The organism is Escherichia sp. MOD1-EC5433, assembly GCF_002966005.1.
Classification (GTDB): domain Bacteria; phylum Pseudomonadota; class Gammaproteobacteria; order Enterobacterales; family Enterobacteriaceae; genus Escherichia; species Escherichia ruysiae.
On the sequence record NZ_PTRL01000005.1, the window covers coordinates 1 to 15,101 of the forward strand.

Sequence of the window (15,101 nt, forward strand, 5' to 3'; positions counted from 1 at the left end):
TATTAAAGCTAATAAAAATATATAAGAAAATAAAACCTCATTTTATTTTTCATTACACAATTAAACTAAATATCTATGGATCTATAGCTGCTGGTATTACGAATTGTAAATCTATAGCGGTAACTACAGGATTAGGGTTTGTATTTAATAAAGAAACACTTCTGACTAAATTCATAACTCAATTGTATGCTTTTTCTTTTCGCTTTGCAAAAGAGGTTTGGTTTCTGAATGAGGATGATAGAAATGTATTTCTGAGAAAAAGAATAATCAATGAGAGTAAATCATTTATTCTGGCAAGTGAAGGCGTTGATACCAGTTATTTCACCCCCAGCCAGGTTTCGTGCAAGACTAAATATAATGATAATATTACATTTCTTCTTATAGCTCGGATGCTATGGGAAAAGGGAATTGGTGTATATATTGATGCTGCTAATATTCTGAAGTCTGAGTTTCCTGGCATTAGATTCCAGCTGCTGGGTGCTTGCGATAGTCAAAACCCCGGAGCGATTACAAGACAGGAAATTGAAAATTGGCAAATTAAAGGTATTATCGAGTATTTAGGTGTTGAAAGTGATGTTAGACCGCACATAATTAGCGCAGATTGTATTGTTTTGCCTTCATTCTATAGAGAGGGGGTACCTCGTGTGTTGATGGAAGCTTCATCAATGTGTAAGCCAATAATTACCACAAACAATGTAGGTTGCAAGGATGTTGTAGTCGATGGTGAAACGGGATACCTTTGCAATGTACGTGATTATATTGGGTTAGCTAATGTAATGCGTAAACTTATTGAACTCACTCCACAAGAAAGAGAAACTATGGGAAAAAAAGGGCGGGACTATATCATTAAAAATTTTGATGAAAGGAAAATAATAAAAATATACCATGATACATTAACAAAATATATGTCTTAAAGTGTGTTGAAAGTTTTATTTAAAAAATCCACTAGATAGAAATGTATCCTTGATCTGTTGGATATATGTTAAATTTTTTGCTTAAAAAATTTACCTCATGTCATGTGTATCTATAGCTTAAAAAGATGTGCTTTGGGTTAAAGTGAAATTTTTATGATATCATGGTTTTTTGAACTCGCAGTGGAAATTCAACTCAGTAGTTGAGACTAAAAAATATTTTGATTATGATTTTAATATAAAAGAGGATAAAAATGTCATTCTTATCAGATTCAGAACTCAGAAAAATAGGTTTTAAAAAACTTGGAAAAAATGTCAAAATAAGTGAAAAAGCATCAATTTATAACCCTGAAAAAATTGAGATTGGGGATAATTCTCGAATAGATGATTTTTGTCTGTTGTCTGGAAAAATATCTATAGGAAATAATGTTCATATTGCCGCATACTGTAATGTTGCAGGGGGAATAGAAGGCATTACATTTGATGACTTCTCTGGACTGGCATATGGTTGCCATGTCTTTTCTCAATCTGATGATTATACTGGACGTACTCTGACCAACCCAACGATTCCTAAAAAATATAAAAAAGAAATAATTAAGCAAGTTGTAATTGGCAAACATGTGATTGTTGGTACAAATTCATTAATTTTTCCCGGCGTAACAATTGAAGAAGGATGCTCAATCGGAGCTATGACAATGGTTACAAAGTCTACAAAAGCTTGGGGGTGTTATTTCGGGATTCCTGCAAAGAGAATAAAGGAAAGAAAAAAAGATCTGCTGGAGCTTGAACAACTCTTTCATAAAGAAAATAAATGAAAGCAAGTTAGTAGCTCTGTACAATATTTTAGATTTTTCTGTTTAGTTATTGGTTCCGAGAAGAGTTACGTAATGCTGTTTCTTGTATGTACTAGGGAGCCAGGAAAGATCATCAGGCGTACACTTGTTGCACTAAATAATTTGCATTTTATGTTCAATAATTGAAATATTCCTTATTACCTAAAACTGTTTTTCATAGCTTATATATGATCATATACTCCTTTCATAAATAAGGAGAACAAAATGGAACTTAAAACATTGATGTAACATATTTCTATTATCCCCGATTACAGACAATCTTGGAAAGTAGAACATAAATTGTCAGATATTCTACTGTTGACTATTTGTGCCGTCATTTCTGGTGCAGAAGGCGGGAAGATATAGAGGATTTTGGTAAAAGACATCTCGATTTTTTGAAGCAATATGGTAATTTTGAAAGTGGTATTCCTGTTCACGATACCATTGCCAGAGTTGTATCCTGTATCAGTCCTGCAAAATTTCACGAGTGCTTTATTAACTGGATGCGTGACTGCCATTCCTCAAATGATAAAGACGTCATTGCAATTGATGGAAAAACGCTCCGGCACTCTTATGATAAGAGTCGTCGCAAGGGAGCGATTCATGCCATTAGTGCGTTCTCAACAATGCACAGTCTCGTCATCGGACAGATCAAGACGGATGAGAAATCTAATGAGATCACAGCTATCCCTGAACTTATTAACATGTTGAATATTAAAGGAATAGTTATCACAACTGATGCGATGGGGTGCCAGAAAGATATTGCAGAGAAGATACAAAAACAGGGAGGTGATTATTTATTCGCTGTAAAAGGAAATAAGGGGCGGTTTCATCAATCCTTTGAGGAAAAATTCCCGCTGAAAGAATTAAATAATCCAGAGCATGACAGTTACGCAATTAGTGAAAAGAGTCAAGGCAGAGAGGAAATCCGTCTGCATATTGTTTGCGATGTCCCTGATGAACTTATTGATTTAACGTTTTAATGGAAGGGACTGAAAAATGATGAGTGTAGTCTCCTTTCGGTCAATAATAGCAGAACAAAAGAATGAGCCAGAAATGACGGTCAGATATTATATCAGTTCTGCTGATTTAACAGCAGAGAAGTTTGCGACAGCGATTCGAAATCACTGGCACGTAGAGAATAAGCTGCACTGGCGTCTGGACGTGGTAATGAATGAAGACGACTGCAAAATAAGAAGGGGAAATGCAGCTGAATTATTTTCGGGGATAAGGCATATCGCCATTAATATTTTGACGAAAGATAAAGTATTCAAGGCAGGGTTAAGACGTAAGATGAGAAAAACAGCTATGGACAGAGACTACCTCGCGTCAGTCTTTGCGGGGAGCCGGTTTTCGTAATCTTGCGCTGGTGATACAATGCTGATTAAATAACATTAAAAATTTCAAATAATATGGTTTAACCCAACATGAACTTTATGAGTATTATTAGAATAATTTTACCTTTCTGTATTTTTTTGAGTGTTTTACTTTACTCTGGAAGGGCGGATTGTGCTTTTTTATTTACTATTGAATACACATTTACAAGTGTGGCAATCTTTCTGATAAAGAGAAAGTTTGTAAGTAATGTTTTATGGGGAATTTATCTTTGCATTTTAGGTGTGCAGGCAGCGTCGCTATTTAGTTCAGGACAATATTTGATGCCTCTTGCCTTGTCGAATGCTGCAGAAATTGAATCCCTTGGCATTGGCGAGGTAATTAAAGTTTTTTTTGTTTTTATTTTATTTGTTATAGTTTCATTCATTACAATGCCTTCAGGTGCTCTAATCGAGCGTATTAAATATTATAAATTTAACCTTCTCTGTATAGTATTATTGCTTGTGTGTTCTTTCATAAGTGCGGGACCAGTATATGCTTTTTATGAAACGGCAAAATTGTTCTATTTACAGCAAACCTTTAAGCCTAGTAAGAAGATCGGAGATGCGGGGAAATATTTTTTAAAAACAAGTGTTTTTATTAACCCTATAAAAAATAACTACAGTTTCAAAGGTCGTAACGTTATTGTAATATTTACTGAGGGATTTTCATCTGAAATTATGGGCAACGCCAAACCAGGAGCATTTTCAGTTACACCTAATTTAAATAAGTTATCTACTGAAGCACTAAGTTTTAAAAATTATTATAACCATACAGCTGCAACATTTCGAGGATTGAGAGGTCAGTTAACTTCGGGTTATCAATTTCGGGATGGTTTAACTGACGCTGGTACAGGTATTGCACAATTATCTAACACAGAAATTAATAATATTTACCTTCACCGTCAAACATCTTTACCGGATATATTAAAAGAGTATGGCTATAAAAGTTATTTTATAGCTTCCACCGAAAAAAATAGCCCACTCAATACAATGTTGAAGACACTCAATTTTGATAAAGTTCTTGGTATGGGTGATTTTATTGGTTACCAACGAGACAGAATGACGGATAAGCAAACATTTAATGCACTGCAATATTTTTTACGTTCTCAGGAAAATAAAAAAGAACACTTCTTTATTGGTGTCTATCCATCTGGTACTCATCATGGTCAAGATAGTCCAAATGAAAAATATTTTGATGGTAACAACCCGCTCTACAATAAATTCTATAACTATGATTTTCAGTTAGGGAAATTTGTTGACTTCTTTCGGCGTAGTTCATTTTATAATAATACATTATTAATAATAACGTCAGATCATTCAACATTTCCTTCGACAGAATATAAAAAAGCATTTAATAGCGATTCTCGTTACTTTGTAGGCGAAATACCATTTCTGGTTATTGGAGGAGATATCACTCCTGAAATTTTGGATGCAGACGGTAAAAATTCATTAAGCTTTGCGCCAACAATATTGCACATGTTAGGGATTCAGTATTCAATGAACTATTTTTTGGGATGTTCTCTTTTTGATAAGGAATGCACATCGCCGTTTTCACATCTTTCTGCTATTGGTAGTGACTATTTCATTACAAGCAAAGAAAATCATGTTGAACTAATACCAAATAATAGTGATAGTGAATTAATAAAACTTGCTGAACGTTTTTATAATATCAGTGGATAAGTAGATAATTGGGTAAGAAACAATCGATCCCTTAATTATGAAAAATATGACTGTAAAATAAGATATAAATTAAGCTATTATTTATCTTAAATAAGCCGCAACCCCGCGGTGACCACCCCTGACAGGAGTAAACAATGTCAAAGCAACAGATTGGCGTCGTCGGTATGGCAGTGATGGGGCGCAACCTTGCGCTCAACATCGAAAGCCGTGGTTATACCGTCTCTATTTTCAACCGTTCCCGTGAAAAGACGGAAGAAGTTATTGCTGAAAATCCAGGCAAAAAACTGGTTCCTTACTATACGGTGAAAGAGTTTGTTGAATCTCTTGAAACGCCTCGTCGCATCCTGTTAATGGTGAAAGCAGGTGCAGGCACGGATGCTGCTATTGATTCCTTGAAACCATACCTCGATAAAGGCGACATCATCATTGATGGTGGTAATACTTTCTTCCAGGACACCATTCGTCGCAACCGTGAGCTTTCCGCAGAAGGTTTTAATTTCATCGGTACTGGTGTTTCCGGTGGTGAAGAGGGCGCGCTGAAAGGGCCTTCCATCATGCCTGGTGGTCAGAAAGAAGCCTATGAACTGGTTGCGCCAATCCTCACCAAAATTGCTGCCGTAGCTGAAGATGGTGAACCGTGTGTTACCTATATTGGTGCCGACGGTGCAGGTCACTACGTAAAAATGGTTCACAACGGTATTGAATACGGCGATATGCAGCTGATTGCGGAAGCCTATTCTCTGCTTAAAGGTGGCCTGAATCTCTCCAATGAAGAGCTGGCTCAGACTTTCACCGAGTGGAATAACGGTGAGCTGAGCAGCTATCTGATCGACATCACTAAAGATATCTTCACCAAAAAAGATGAAGACGGTAACTACCTGGTCGATGTGATTCTGGATGAGGCAGCTAACAAAGGTACTGGTAAGTGGACCAGCCAGAGTGCGCTGGATCTCGGTGAGCCTCTGTCACTGATCACTGAATCAGTGTTTGCACGTTACATCTCTTCTCTCAAAGAGCAGCGTGTTGCGGCGTCTAAAGTACTGTCCGGTCCGCAAGCACAACCTGCAGGCGACAAAGCTGAATTCATTGAGAAAGTTCGTCGTGCGCTTTATCTGGGTAAGATTGTTTCTTACGCTCAGGGCTTCTCACAGCTACGTGCCGCATCTGAAGAGTACAACTGGGATCTGAACTATGGTGAAATCGCGAAGATCTTCCGTGCTGGCTGTATCATCCGCGCTCAGTTCCTGCAGAAAATCACTGATGCTTACGCTGAAAATCCGAAGATCGCTAACTTGTTGTTAGCGCCGTACTTCAAGCAAATCGCCGACGATTACCAGCAAGCTCTGCGTGATGTTGTAGCTTATGCGGTGCAAAACGGTATTCCGGTTCCAACCTTTGCCGCTGCGGTTGCTTATTATGATAGCTATCGTGCTGCGGTACTGCCTGCGAATCTGATCCAGGCACAGCGTGACTATTTCGGTGCGCATACTTATAAACGCATTGATAAAGAAGGTGTATTCCACACCGAATGGTTGGATTAATCTGATTTAATCAGTAATAAACTAAGGCCCGGCATTTATCGCTGGGCTTTTTTTTGCCATAAATCTTATAGACTAAATTTCATTGCTTAATATTAACTTAATAAATATTAGCTATTCTTATAAAGAAAATCTGAATTGTTTTTCGTTGCGTTGACCACTCATCACCGTAGCGTTAAAACTTTTAACTCTTATCAGGATGCTAAAAACATCATGATTCATAGTTAAGTTAATTCTGAGAGCATGAAATGAAAATCACCATTTCCGGTACCGGCTATGTAGGCCTTTCAAATGGGCTTTTAATCGCACAAAATCATGAAGTTGTCGCATTAGATATTTTACCGTCACGAGTCGCAATGCTGAATGATAGGATATCTCCTATTGTTGACAAAGAGATTCAGCAGTATTTGCAATCAGATAAAATATGCTTTAATGCCACTTTAGATAAAAATGAAGCTTACCGGAATACAGATTATGTGATTATCGCAACTCCGACTGACTATGATCCTAAAACTAATTATTTCAATACATCCAGCGTAGAATCAGTAATTAAAGATGTAACAGAGATAAATCCCCAGGCGGTAATGGTTATCAAATCCACGGTTCCGGTAGGTTTTACCGCCGCTATGCATAAGAAATACCACACCGAAAATATTATTTTCTCCCCCGAATTCCTTCGCGAAGGTAAAGCCCTTTACGATAATCTTCATCCTTCTCGTATCGTGATCGGCGAACGTTCTGAACGTGCAGAGCGTTTTGCCGCGTTATTACAGGAAGGGGCAATCAAACAAAATATTCCAACCCTGTTTACTGATTCAACAGAAGCTGAAGCAATTAAACTTTTTGCTAATACCTATCTCGCGATGCGTGTGGCGTACTTTAACGAACTGGATAGCTATGCAGAAAGTTTAGGATTGAACACCCGTCAAATTATTGAAGGCGTTTGTCTTGATCCACGCATCGGCAACCACTACAACAATCCATCATTTGGTTACGGTGGCTACTGTCTACCGAAAGATACTAAGCAGCTGTTGGCAAACTATCAGTCTGTTCCCAATAATATTATCTCTGCCATCGTTGAGGCTAATCGTACCCGGAAAGACTTCATCGCCGATGCTATCTTGTCGCGCAAACCTAAAGTAGTTGGAATATATCGTCTGATAATGAAGAGTGGTTCGGATAACTTCCGCGCTTCGTCCATTCAGGGGATTATGAAACGGATCAAAGCTAAGGGTGTTGAAGTTATCATTTATGAACCAGTGATGAAGGAAGAATCGTTCTTCAACTCGCGACTGGAACGTGACCTCACAACGTTTAAGCAACAGGCTGATGTCATCATTTCTAATCGTATGTCTGAAGAGCTTAAGGATGTAGCAAATAAGGTCTACACCCGTGATCTTTTCGGTAGTGACTAACCTATTGTTACCATGATGGTTTTCTGTACGCACGCCATTTAATGCTCGTGGAGTAATTCAGTATTTTTATTGTTACTCCTATGGCATTCATACAGATTATCGCTAAACTATGGCGACCTGAAATTTTCCGTCTGTTAGGGTAATGATGAGAGTTGAAAATAATAATATTCCTGGGCATAACCATGACCCGGAACAGATTGATTTAATTGATTTACTGATGCAGTTGTGGCGTGGGAAGGTGACAATCTTCATCACTGTTATTGTGGCAATCGCTCTGGCTATCGGATATCTGGCGGTCGCGAAAGAGAAATGGACGTCGACAGCCATTGTTACTCAGCCAGATGTGGGGCAAATTGCTGGCTATAACAATGCCATGAATGTTATCTATGGTCCGGCAGCACCGAAAGTGTCGGATTTACAGGAGGCGTTAATTGGTCGCTTCAGTTCTGCCTTCTCTGCATTAGCCGAAACGCTGGATAATCAGGAAGAACCAGAAAAACTGACCATTGAACCTTCTGTTAAAAATCAGCCGTTGCCATTAGCTGTTTCTTATGTCGGGCAAACTGCGGCTGACGCACAGAAGAAGCTGGCTGAATATATTCAACAGGTTGATGACCAGGTGAATAAAGAGCTGGAAAAGGACCTGAAAGATAATATTGCTTTGGGTATGAAAACCCTGAAAGACTCTTTGAAAACGCAGGAAGTGGTGGCACAGGAGCAAAAAGATCTGCGTATCCGCCAGATTCAGGAAGCGTTGCAATATGCGAATCAGGCGCAGTTGGCAAAGCCACATATTCAACAGACCGAAGACGTAACGCAGGATACGTTGTTCCTTCTGGGGAGTGATGCACTGGAATCGATGATCAAGCATGAAGCGACCCGTCCGCTGGTTTTCTCTCCTGGCTACTACCAGACTCGTCAAAACCTTTTGGATATCGAAAGCCTGAAGGTTGATGATCTTGATATAAATGCCTACCGTTACGTTATGAAACCCACACTGCCAATTCGTCGCGATAGCCCGAAAAAGGCCATCACACTGATTCTGGCTGTGCTGCTGGGCGGTATGGTTGGCGCGGGGATTGTGCTGGGGCGTAATGCGCTGCGCAATTACAACGCGAAATAATCTTTTTAGCTTTAATGAAAACGGGCAGGGTGGTGACACCGTGCCCGTTTTTTGTTGCTGGATGCGACAAAAACATCACATCCAGTCAGCCCCAATTCACTGATGCCGCTTGCGTAAGTTCTCAATCACCGTCGTTAAATCCAGATCCTGATCCTGCAACAATACCAGCAGGTGATACATCAAATCAGATGCTTCGTTGGTCAGTTCAAAGCGGTCATGTACCGTCGCGGCCAGTGCGGTTTCCACGCCTTCTTCACCAACTTTTTGTGCGATACGCTTGGTGCCGCTGGCATACAGTTTGGCGGTGTAGGAGGTTTCCGGATCGGCAGATTTGCGCTCGGCGAGCAGTTGTTCCAGTTGATACAGGAACAGCCACTGGTGAGCGGTATCGCCGAAGCAACTACTTGTGCCTTTATGGCAGGTTGGGCCGATGGGATTCGCCAGCACCAGTAGTGTGTCGTTGTCGCAGTCCGGCGCAATGCTCACTACGTTGAGGAAATTGCCCGACGTTTCGCCTTTGGTCCACAGTCGCTGTTTAGTGCGCGAGAAGAAAGTGACCTTGCCGCTTTCGATGGTTTTATCCAGAGCTTCCGGGTTCATGTAGCCCAGCATTAACACTTCGCCGGATACCGCGTGTTGCACAATCACCGGCATTAGTCCGTCGGTTTTTTCCCAGTCTAGTTCGCGGCGTTGTTGTTCTGTTAACATATCCTGATCTCCACGCCCTGTGTTGCCAGGTACGCTTTTAATTCACCAATATTGATTATTTGTTTGTGGAATACGGACGCTGCCAGCGCGCCGTCAACGTCGGCATCGCGGAAGGCTTCGAGGAAGTGTTCCATAGTGCCCGCGCCACCGGAGGCAATCAGCGGGACGTGGCAAACTTCACGCACTTTTTTCAGTTGTTCGAGGTCGTAACCGTTACGCACGCCGTCCTGATTCATCATATTAAGAACGATTTCTCCGGCACCGCGTTTTTGTACTTCCTGTACCCAGTCGAGCGTTTCCCATTGAGTGACGCGGGTGCGGTTTTCATCGCCGGTATATTGATTAACGTGATACTTGCCGGTTTCTGCGTCGTACCAGGTATCAATGCCTACCACAATACACTGCACGCCAAAACGATCTGCCAGACGGGTGATCAATGTCGGATCTGCCAGCGCAGGGGAGTTGATGGATATTTTATCCGCACCAAAAGAAAGAATTTTGGCAGCGTCATCCAGGGACTTAATCCCGCCAGCTACGCAGAAGGGAATATCGATCACTTCCGCCACGCGAGATACCCAGCTTTTATCTACCACACGCCCATCGCTGGAAGCGGTGATATCGTAGAACACCAGCTCGTCAGCGCCTTCTTCGGCGTAGCGTTTTGCCAGCGGCACAATATCGCCAATGATTTCATGGTTGCGAAACTGTACGCCTTTCACCACCTGACCATCACGAACGTCGAGACATGGAATTATGCGTTTTGCCAACATGCGATGGCCTCCTTCACGGTGAATTTACCTTCCAGTAATGCCCGACCAACTATTACGCCGCGCACACCAGTACCACGCAGGGCAGCGACATCATCAATGTCGCCAATGCCGCCGGAGGACTGAAACGCCACCTGCGGATATCTGGCGCACACTTCTTCATATAAAGAGACGTTAGAACCTGCCAGCGTGCCGTCGCGCGAGATATCGGTACACAGCACATGTTTCAGGCCGACTGGCAGATAGGTTTCCACCAGTTGTTCCAGTGAAACGCCCGAGTTTTCTTGCCAGCCGCTCACTGCCACCTGTTTGTTGCCTTGCTCGTCAATGCGTACATCCAGCGCCAGCACCAGCGCATCGGCACCGAAGCGTTCAAACCAGCCTTTCACCATGTCGGGTGATTTCACTGCGGTGGAGCCGACTACGACGCGCGCAACGCCTGCTTCCAGTAATGCTGCCACGTCTTCTTCGCTACGCACGCCGCCGCCAACCTGCACAGGAACGTTAACGCCTGCGACCAGCGTTTTAATCAGGGGGATTTGGCGTTTAGCCGGATCTTTTGCCCCGGTCAGATCCACCAGGTGCAGCACTTCGGCACCCTGTGCGGCGTAATCCTGTAAGCGCAGCAGCGGGTCGTTACCGTAATCACGCTGTTTGCCGTAATCGCCCTGATGGAGACGCACCACGGTGCCGTCGATTAAATCTAATGCCGGAATAATCATTACATCTCCAGGAAGTTTTTCAGCAACTTAGCGCCAGCGGCACCAGAACGCTCCGGGTGGAACTGCACGCCGTAGAAGTTATCTTTTTGCACCGCAGCGGTGAACGGTTCGCCGTAGTTGCACTGGGCGATGGTCCACGGATTGACCGGCATTGCGTAGCTGTGAACAAAGTAAAAGTACGCGCCGTCTTCAATTCCCTGAAAAAGACGGTTGCCCGCCTGCGGGTAAACGCGATTCCAGCCCATATGCGGCAGCGGCAGACCAAAGTCGGTCATTTTCGGTACATCTTCGTCGATGATGCCCAGCAAATCGACGCCGTTGCTCTCTTCGCTGCGTCGTCCCAGTAGTTGCATCCCTAAGCAGATGCCCAGCACCGGTTGGGTACAGGCCTTGATGAGATCAAACAGTTCGCGCTCACGTACCTGATCCATCGCCGCTTGCGCAGTGCCAACGCCGGGTAAAAAAAGTTTATCGGCCAGCAACACCACATCCGGGTCACGGCTGACTTTCGGTTCATAGCCGTGACGCGCGATGGCTGACTTCACGGAGTTCAGATTGGCGCAGCCAGTATCAAGGATCACCACGTTCATTACAGCACTCCTTTCGACGAGGGCAGGGTGTCGCCTTCCACGCGGATGGCCTGGCGCAGGGTGCGACCGAAGGCTTTGAACAGGCTCTCTACACGGTGGTGATCGTTTTTACCTTTGGTTTTCAGGTGCAGCGTCACGCCCATGGTGTATGAGAGCGAACGGAAGAAGTGTTCGATCATTTCAGTGCTGAGATCGCCCACGCGCTGGTAGGTAAACTCGGCTTTATATTCCAGATGCGGGCGACCTGAGATATCCAGCGCGCAGCGCGCAAGGCATTCATCCATCGGCAGGACAAAACCAAAGCGGCAAATACCGCGTTTGTCACCAAGGGCAATTTTTAACGCTTCGCCCAGCGCCAGACCGGTATCTTCGACGGTGTGGTGATCGTCGATATAGAGGTCGCCTTTAACGTTGATTTCCATACGGAAGCCGCCGTGGGTGGCAATCTGATCCAGCATGTGATCAAAGAAGCCAACGCCGGTGTTAATCTTGCTGCCGCCTTCGCGATCCAGCCATACCTGAACGTCAATCTGCGTCTCTTTGGTGTTGCGTACCACGTGAGCGTAACGATCACGTCTGGTGAGTTGTTCGCCAATCATCGGCCAGTTCAGGGTTTCGCGATCGTAGCGTAAGCCATTAATACCCATGTTTTCTGCGAGTTGAATATCGGTCGCGCGATCGCCAATCACATAACTGTTGGCACGATCCATTGCTTGTTCAGCCAGGTAACGCTCCACCAGTTTTACTTTCGGTTTGCGGCAGTCGCACTCATCTGCGGGCAGGTGCGGGCAAATCAGCACTTCATCAAACTGTACGCCTTGCGAGGTGAAGATCTGCATCATCAGGTTGTGCGGACCATCGAAATCTGCCTGCGGGAAACTTTGCGTCCCCAGACCATCCTGATTAGTGATCATCACCAGCTTGTAGCCCGCTTTTTGCAGCTTCAGCAGTTCCGGGATCACGCCTGGTTCAAAGGCGAGTTTGTCAAAACGATCCACCTGAAAATCACTCGGCGGCTCGCTAATCAGGGTTCCATCGCGATCGATAAAAAGATACTTCTGACTCATCAAACTTGCTCCGCACGTAAGGCGTCAATGACGCGCTGGCTTTCTTCACGGGTTCCGACGGTAATTCGCAGGCAGCCGCTTAAAGAGGGTTGTTTATTCTGATCACGTAAGATAATGCCCTGATCCCACAAAGATTTAAACACCGCACTGGAGGCTTTAAAGCGCGCCAGAATGTAGTTGGTTTCGGAGTCAAAAACCTGCTCCACGCAGGGAATTTCTTTCAGTGCGGCAATCAGGTAGTCACGTTCTGCGATGATTTGCTCCACTCGTTCGCGCATGGCGACGATTCCCTGCGGGCTTAACGCCTGTGCGGCAATGTCGGCAACCGGCGTCGAGAGCGGGTAGGGGGCGATCACTTTCATTAACAGGTTGATGACTTCTTCATTTGCCAGCGTAAACCCGCAACGAAGCCCCGCCAGAGCGAAAGCTTTCGAAAGGGTACGCAAAATAGCCAGATGTGGATATTCCGCCAGCCAGCCCGCCAGCGATGCCTGCGGACAAAATTCAATATAGGCTTCATCAGCAACCACAATTGCCTTACCGCGAGTTAACTCCAGCAACGTGCGAAAATCCTGCGGGTTGATCAGTTGCCCGGTTGGGTTGTTGGGGCTGCAAACGTAGACCACTTTTACGCCGTCCAGCTTATCGGAAATCCCCTGCAAGTCCAGTTGCCAGTTTTCCAGCGTCGGCACCGTGCGGCACTCGACGCCAATGGTTTCGGCGCTGACGCTGTACATGCCGTACGTTGGCGGGCAGTAGAGGATGGCGTCTTTGCCCGGTTCGCAAAAAGCGCGAATCAGCAGTTCAATACCTTCGTCCGCGCCACGGCTCACCAGCACCTGTTCCGGTTTCACGCCTGCATACTGTGCATAATTTTCAATGACCGCTTTCGGCTGACATTCCGGGTAACGGTTGAGCGTTTGCTGAGTAAGCTGAAACTCCACGGCTGTGGGATATTCGTTGGCGTTCAGCCAGACATCGCCGTTACCGCCCAGACGACGCGCCGACTGATACGGCGTCAGGTTGCGGACGTTTTCACGCGCTAAATCGGTAATAGTCACGGTGCTCATGCTTGCTCCTTAAGGGCGTTAACACGCAAAGTAACGGCATTTTTGTGGGCGGTCAGGCGCTCGGCGGCGGCCAGCGTTTCAATGGTCGAAGCTAGCGCGGAAAACCCTTCTTTTGACAGTTCTTGCACGGTCATGCGCTTCTGGAAATCCGCCAGGCCGAGACTGGAACAGGTGGCGGTGTAACCGTAAGTCGGCAGCACGTGATTGGTGCCGGAGGCGTAGTCGCCCGCCGATTCCGGTGACCAGTCACCAAGAAATACCGAACCGGCACTGGTGATGCCATCGACCAGTTCACGGGCGTTGCGGGTCTGAATGATCAGGTGCTCCGGGCCGTACTGGTTGGAGATCTCTACGCACTGCGCTAAATCGTTGGTCACGATCAGGCGACTGGCGCTCAGTGCCTGGCGGGCGGTTTCGGCACGCGGCAGTTCTGCCAACTGGCGTTCGACGGCTTCGGCAACGCGACGCGCCATATCAACATCGGGCGTCAGTAAAATCACCTGCGAGTCCGGGCCGTGTTCTGCCTGGGAGAGCAAATCAGAGGCGACAAAATCCGGTGTTGCGCCGCTGTCAGCAATCACCAGCACTTCCGACGGGCCTGCGGGCATATCGATCGCCGCACCGTCCAGACGCTGGCTCACCTGGCGTTTTGCTTCTGTCACAAAGGAGTTACCAGGCCCGAAAATTTTGTCCACTTTCGGTACAGATTCCGTACCGAACGCCAGCGCGGCAATGGCCTGAGCGCCGCCGACGTTAAACACGTCCTGCACGCCACACAGTTGCGCCGCGTAAAGGATCTCATCGGCAATCGGCGGCGGTGAGCACAGCACAACTTTATTACAGCCTGCAATACGCGCCGGAGTCGCCAGCATTAATACGGTTGAGAAGAGCGGGGCGGAGCCGCCAGGAATATACAAACCAACCGAAGCCACCGGGCGCGTGACCTGCTGGCAACGCACGCCTGGTTGAGTTTCGACATCTACCGGAGGCAGTTTTTGCGCAGTGTGGAAGGTTTCAATATTCTTTACTGCCACCGCCATTGCCTGTTTCAGCTCGTCGCTCAGGCGTTCGCAGGCGTCGGCAATTTCCTTAGCAGTTACTTTCAGTGCGGTAACCGTGGTTTTATCAAACTTCGCGCTGTATTCCCGCAGGGCATCATCGCCGCGTGCTTTCACGTTATCTAAAATTTCACGGACGGTACGGGTGATGCTTTCAGAGGCGGAGATCGCCGGGCGCATTAAGAGCTGGCGTTGTTGTTCCGCAGTACAGCTATTCCAGTCAATGATTGTGTTAAAGCTCAT

13 protein-coding genes and 1 pseudogene are annotated in these 15,101 nt (G+C 45.3%); 7 read left to right on the forward strand and 7 right to left on the reverse strand.

From position 1 onward, the window contains the following. The 7 genes and pseudogenes from C3D30_RS11535 to wzzB all read left to right on the forward strand — a co-directional run. The coding region (locus C3D30_RS11535) for a glycosyltransferase family 4 protein (protein WP_105286896.1) at nt 1-914 on the forward strand (914 nt) is incomplete at its 5' end. Nucleotides 915-1,165: 251 nt separating this feature from the next. Next, nucleotides 1,166-1,726 carry an acyltransferase gene (locus C3D30_RS11540; protein ID WP_000009082.1) on the forward strand — a complete coding sequence of 187 codons (561 nt, stop codon included), beginning with the start codon at nt 1,166-1,168 and terminating at the stop codon, nt 1,724-1,726. A 270-nt stretch (nt 1,727-1,996) separates the two neighbouring features. Further along, a pseudogene (locus C3D30_RS11545) lies at nt 1,997-3,103 on the forward strand (ISAs1 family transposase). A 77-nt stretch (nt 3,104-3,180) separates the two neighbouring features. Beyond that, nucleotides 3,181-4,800 (forward strand): LTA synthase family protein, encoded by a 1,620-nt coding sequence (locus tag C3D30_RS11550; protein WP_238145709.1) that lies wholly within the window; start codon nt 3,181-3,183, stop codon nt 4,798-4,800. A 134-nt stretch (nt 4,801-4,934) separates the two neighbouring features. Next, complete coding sequence (gnd, locus tag C3D30_RS11555; RefSeq protein WP_000043468.1) at nt 4,935-6,341, forward strand: NADP-dependent phosphogluconate dehydrogenase; 1,407 nt, start codon at nt 4,935-4,937, stop codon at nt 6,339-6,341. Between the two features lie 245 nt (nt 6,342-6,586). Further along, nucleotides 6,587-7,753, forward strand: a complete 1,167-nt coding sequence (gene ugd / locus C3D30_RS11560) for a UDP-glucose 6-dehydrogenase (protein ID WP_000704899.1) — start codon at nt 6,587-6,589, stop codon at nt 7,751-7,753. Between the two features lie 145 nt (nt 7,754-7,898). After that, a complete protein-coding gene (wzzB, locus tag C3D30_RS11565; RefSeq protein WP_105286973.1) occupies nt 7,899-8,876 on the forward strand; it encodes an LPS O-antigen chain length determinant protein WzzB in 978 nt (325 codons plus the stop codon). A gap of 96 nt (nt 8,877-8,972) precedes the next feature. Here wzzB and hisIE read toward each other — a convergent pair whose 3' ends face one another. From hisIE to hisD, 7 genes are read right to left on the reverse strand one after another with little or no spacing between them, the layout of a single operon-like run. Continuing rightward, entirely contained in the window at nt 8,973-9,584 is a 612-nt protein-coding gene (gene hisIE, locus C3D30_RS11570) for a bifunctional phosphoribosyl-AMP cyclohydrolase/phosphoribosyl-ATP diphosphatase HisIE (protein ID WP_000954893.1), read from the reverse strand. After that, complete coding sequence (hisF, locus tag C3D30_RS11575; RefSeq protein ID WP_016158497.1) at nt 9,578-10,354, reverse strand: imidazole glycerol phosphate synthase subunit HisF; 777 nt, start codon at nt 10,352-10,354, stop codon at nt 9,578-9,580. Before hisF ends, hisIE begins: the two co-directional genes overlap by 7 nt. Beyond that, entirely contained in the window at nt 10,336-11,073 is a 738-nt protein-coding gene (hisA, locus tag C3D30_RS11580) for a 1-(5-phosphoribosyl)-5-[(5-phosphoribosylamino)methylideneamino]imidazole-4-carboxamide isomerase (protein ID WP_105286898.1), read from the reverse strand. The genes hisF and hisA overlap by 19 nt, the downstream gene beginning before the upstream one ends. Beyond that, complete coding sequence (hisH, locus tag C3D30_RS11585; protein ID WP_001103560.1) at nt 11,073-11,663, reverse strand: imidazole glycerol phosphate synthase subunit HisH; 591 nt, start codon at nt 11,661-11,663, stop codon at nt 11,073-11,075. The genes hisA and hisH overlap by 1 nt, the downstream gene beginning before the upstream one ends. Further along, nucleotides 11,663-12,730 (reverse strand): bifunctional histidinol-phosphatase/imidazoleglycerol-phosphate dehydratase HisB, encoded by a 1,068-nt coding sequence (hisB, locus tag C3D30_RS11590; protein WP_000080096.1) that lies wholly within the window; start codon nt 12,728-12,730, stop codon nt 11,663-11,665. The genes hisH and hisB overlap by 1 nt, the downstream gene beginning before the upstream one ends. Continuing rightward, nucleotides 12,730-13,800: a histidinol-phosphate transaminase gene (gene hisC, locus C3D30_RS11595; RefSeq protein ID WP_105286899.1), complete on the reverse strand. Its 1,071-nt coding sequence runs from the start codon at nt 13,798-13,800 to the stop codon at nt 12,730-12,732. The genes hisB and hisC overlap by 1 nt, the downstream gene beginning before the upstream one ends. After that, entirely contained in the window at nt 13,797-15,101 is a 1,305-nt protein-coding gene (gene hisD / locus C3D30_RS11600) for a histidinol dehydrogenase (RefSeq protein ID WP_105286900.1), read from the reverse strand. The genes hisC and hisD overlap by 4 nt, the downstream gene beginning before the upstream one ends.

Bases quoted from the DNA above. Each gene is read 5' to 3' on its own strand.
- C3D30_RS11540 (WP_000009082.1), top strand. From the start codon at position 1,166: ATGTCATTCTTATCAGATTCAGAACTCAGAAAAATAGGTTTTAAAAAA.
- C3D30_RS11550 (WP_238145709.1), top strand. From the start codon at position 3,181: ATGAGTATTATTAGAATAATTTTACCTTTCTGTATTTTTTTGAGTGTT.
- gnd (WP_000043468.1), top strand. From the start codon at position 4,935: ATGTCAAAGCAACAGATTGGCGTCGTCGGTATGGCAGTGATGGGGCGC.
- ugd (WP_000704899.1), top strand. From the start codon at position 6,587: ATGAAAATCACCATTTCCGGTACCGGCTATGTAGGCCTTTCAAATGGG.
- wzzB (WP_105286973.1), top strand. From the start codon at position 7,899: ATGAGAGTTGAAAATAATAATATTCCTGGGCATAACCATGACCCGGAA.
- hisIE (WP_000954893.1), bottom strand. From the start codon at position 9,584: ATGTTAACAGAACAACAACGCCGCGAACTAGACTGGGAAAAAACCGAC.
- hisF (WP_016158497.1), bottom strand. From the start codon at position 10,354: ATGTTGGCAAAACGCATAATTCCATGTCTCGACGTTCGTGATGGTCAG.
- hisA (WP_105286898.1), bottom strand. From the start codon at position 11,073: ATGATTATTCCGGCATTAGATTTAATCGACGGCACCGTGGTGCGTCTC.
- hisH (WP_001103560.1), bottom strand. From the start codon at position 11,663: ATGAACGTGGTGATCCTTGATACTGGCTGCGCCAATCTGAACTCCGTG.
- hisB (WP_000080096.1), bottom strand. From the start codon at position 12,730: ATGAGTCAGAAGTATCTTTTTATCGATCGCGATGGAACCCTGATTAGC.
- hisC (WP_105286899.1), bottom strand. From the start codon at position 13,800: ATGAGCACCGTGACTATTACCGATTTAGCGCGTGAAAACGTCCGCAAC.
- hisD (WP_105286900.1), bottom strand. From the start codon at position 15,101: ATGAGCTTTAACACAATCATTGACTGGAATAGCTGTACTGCGGAACAA.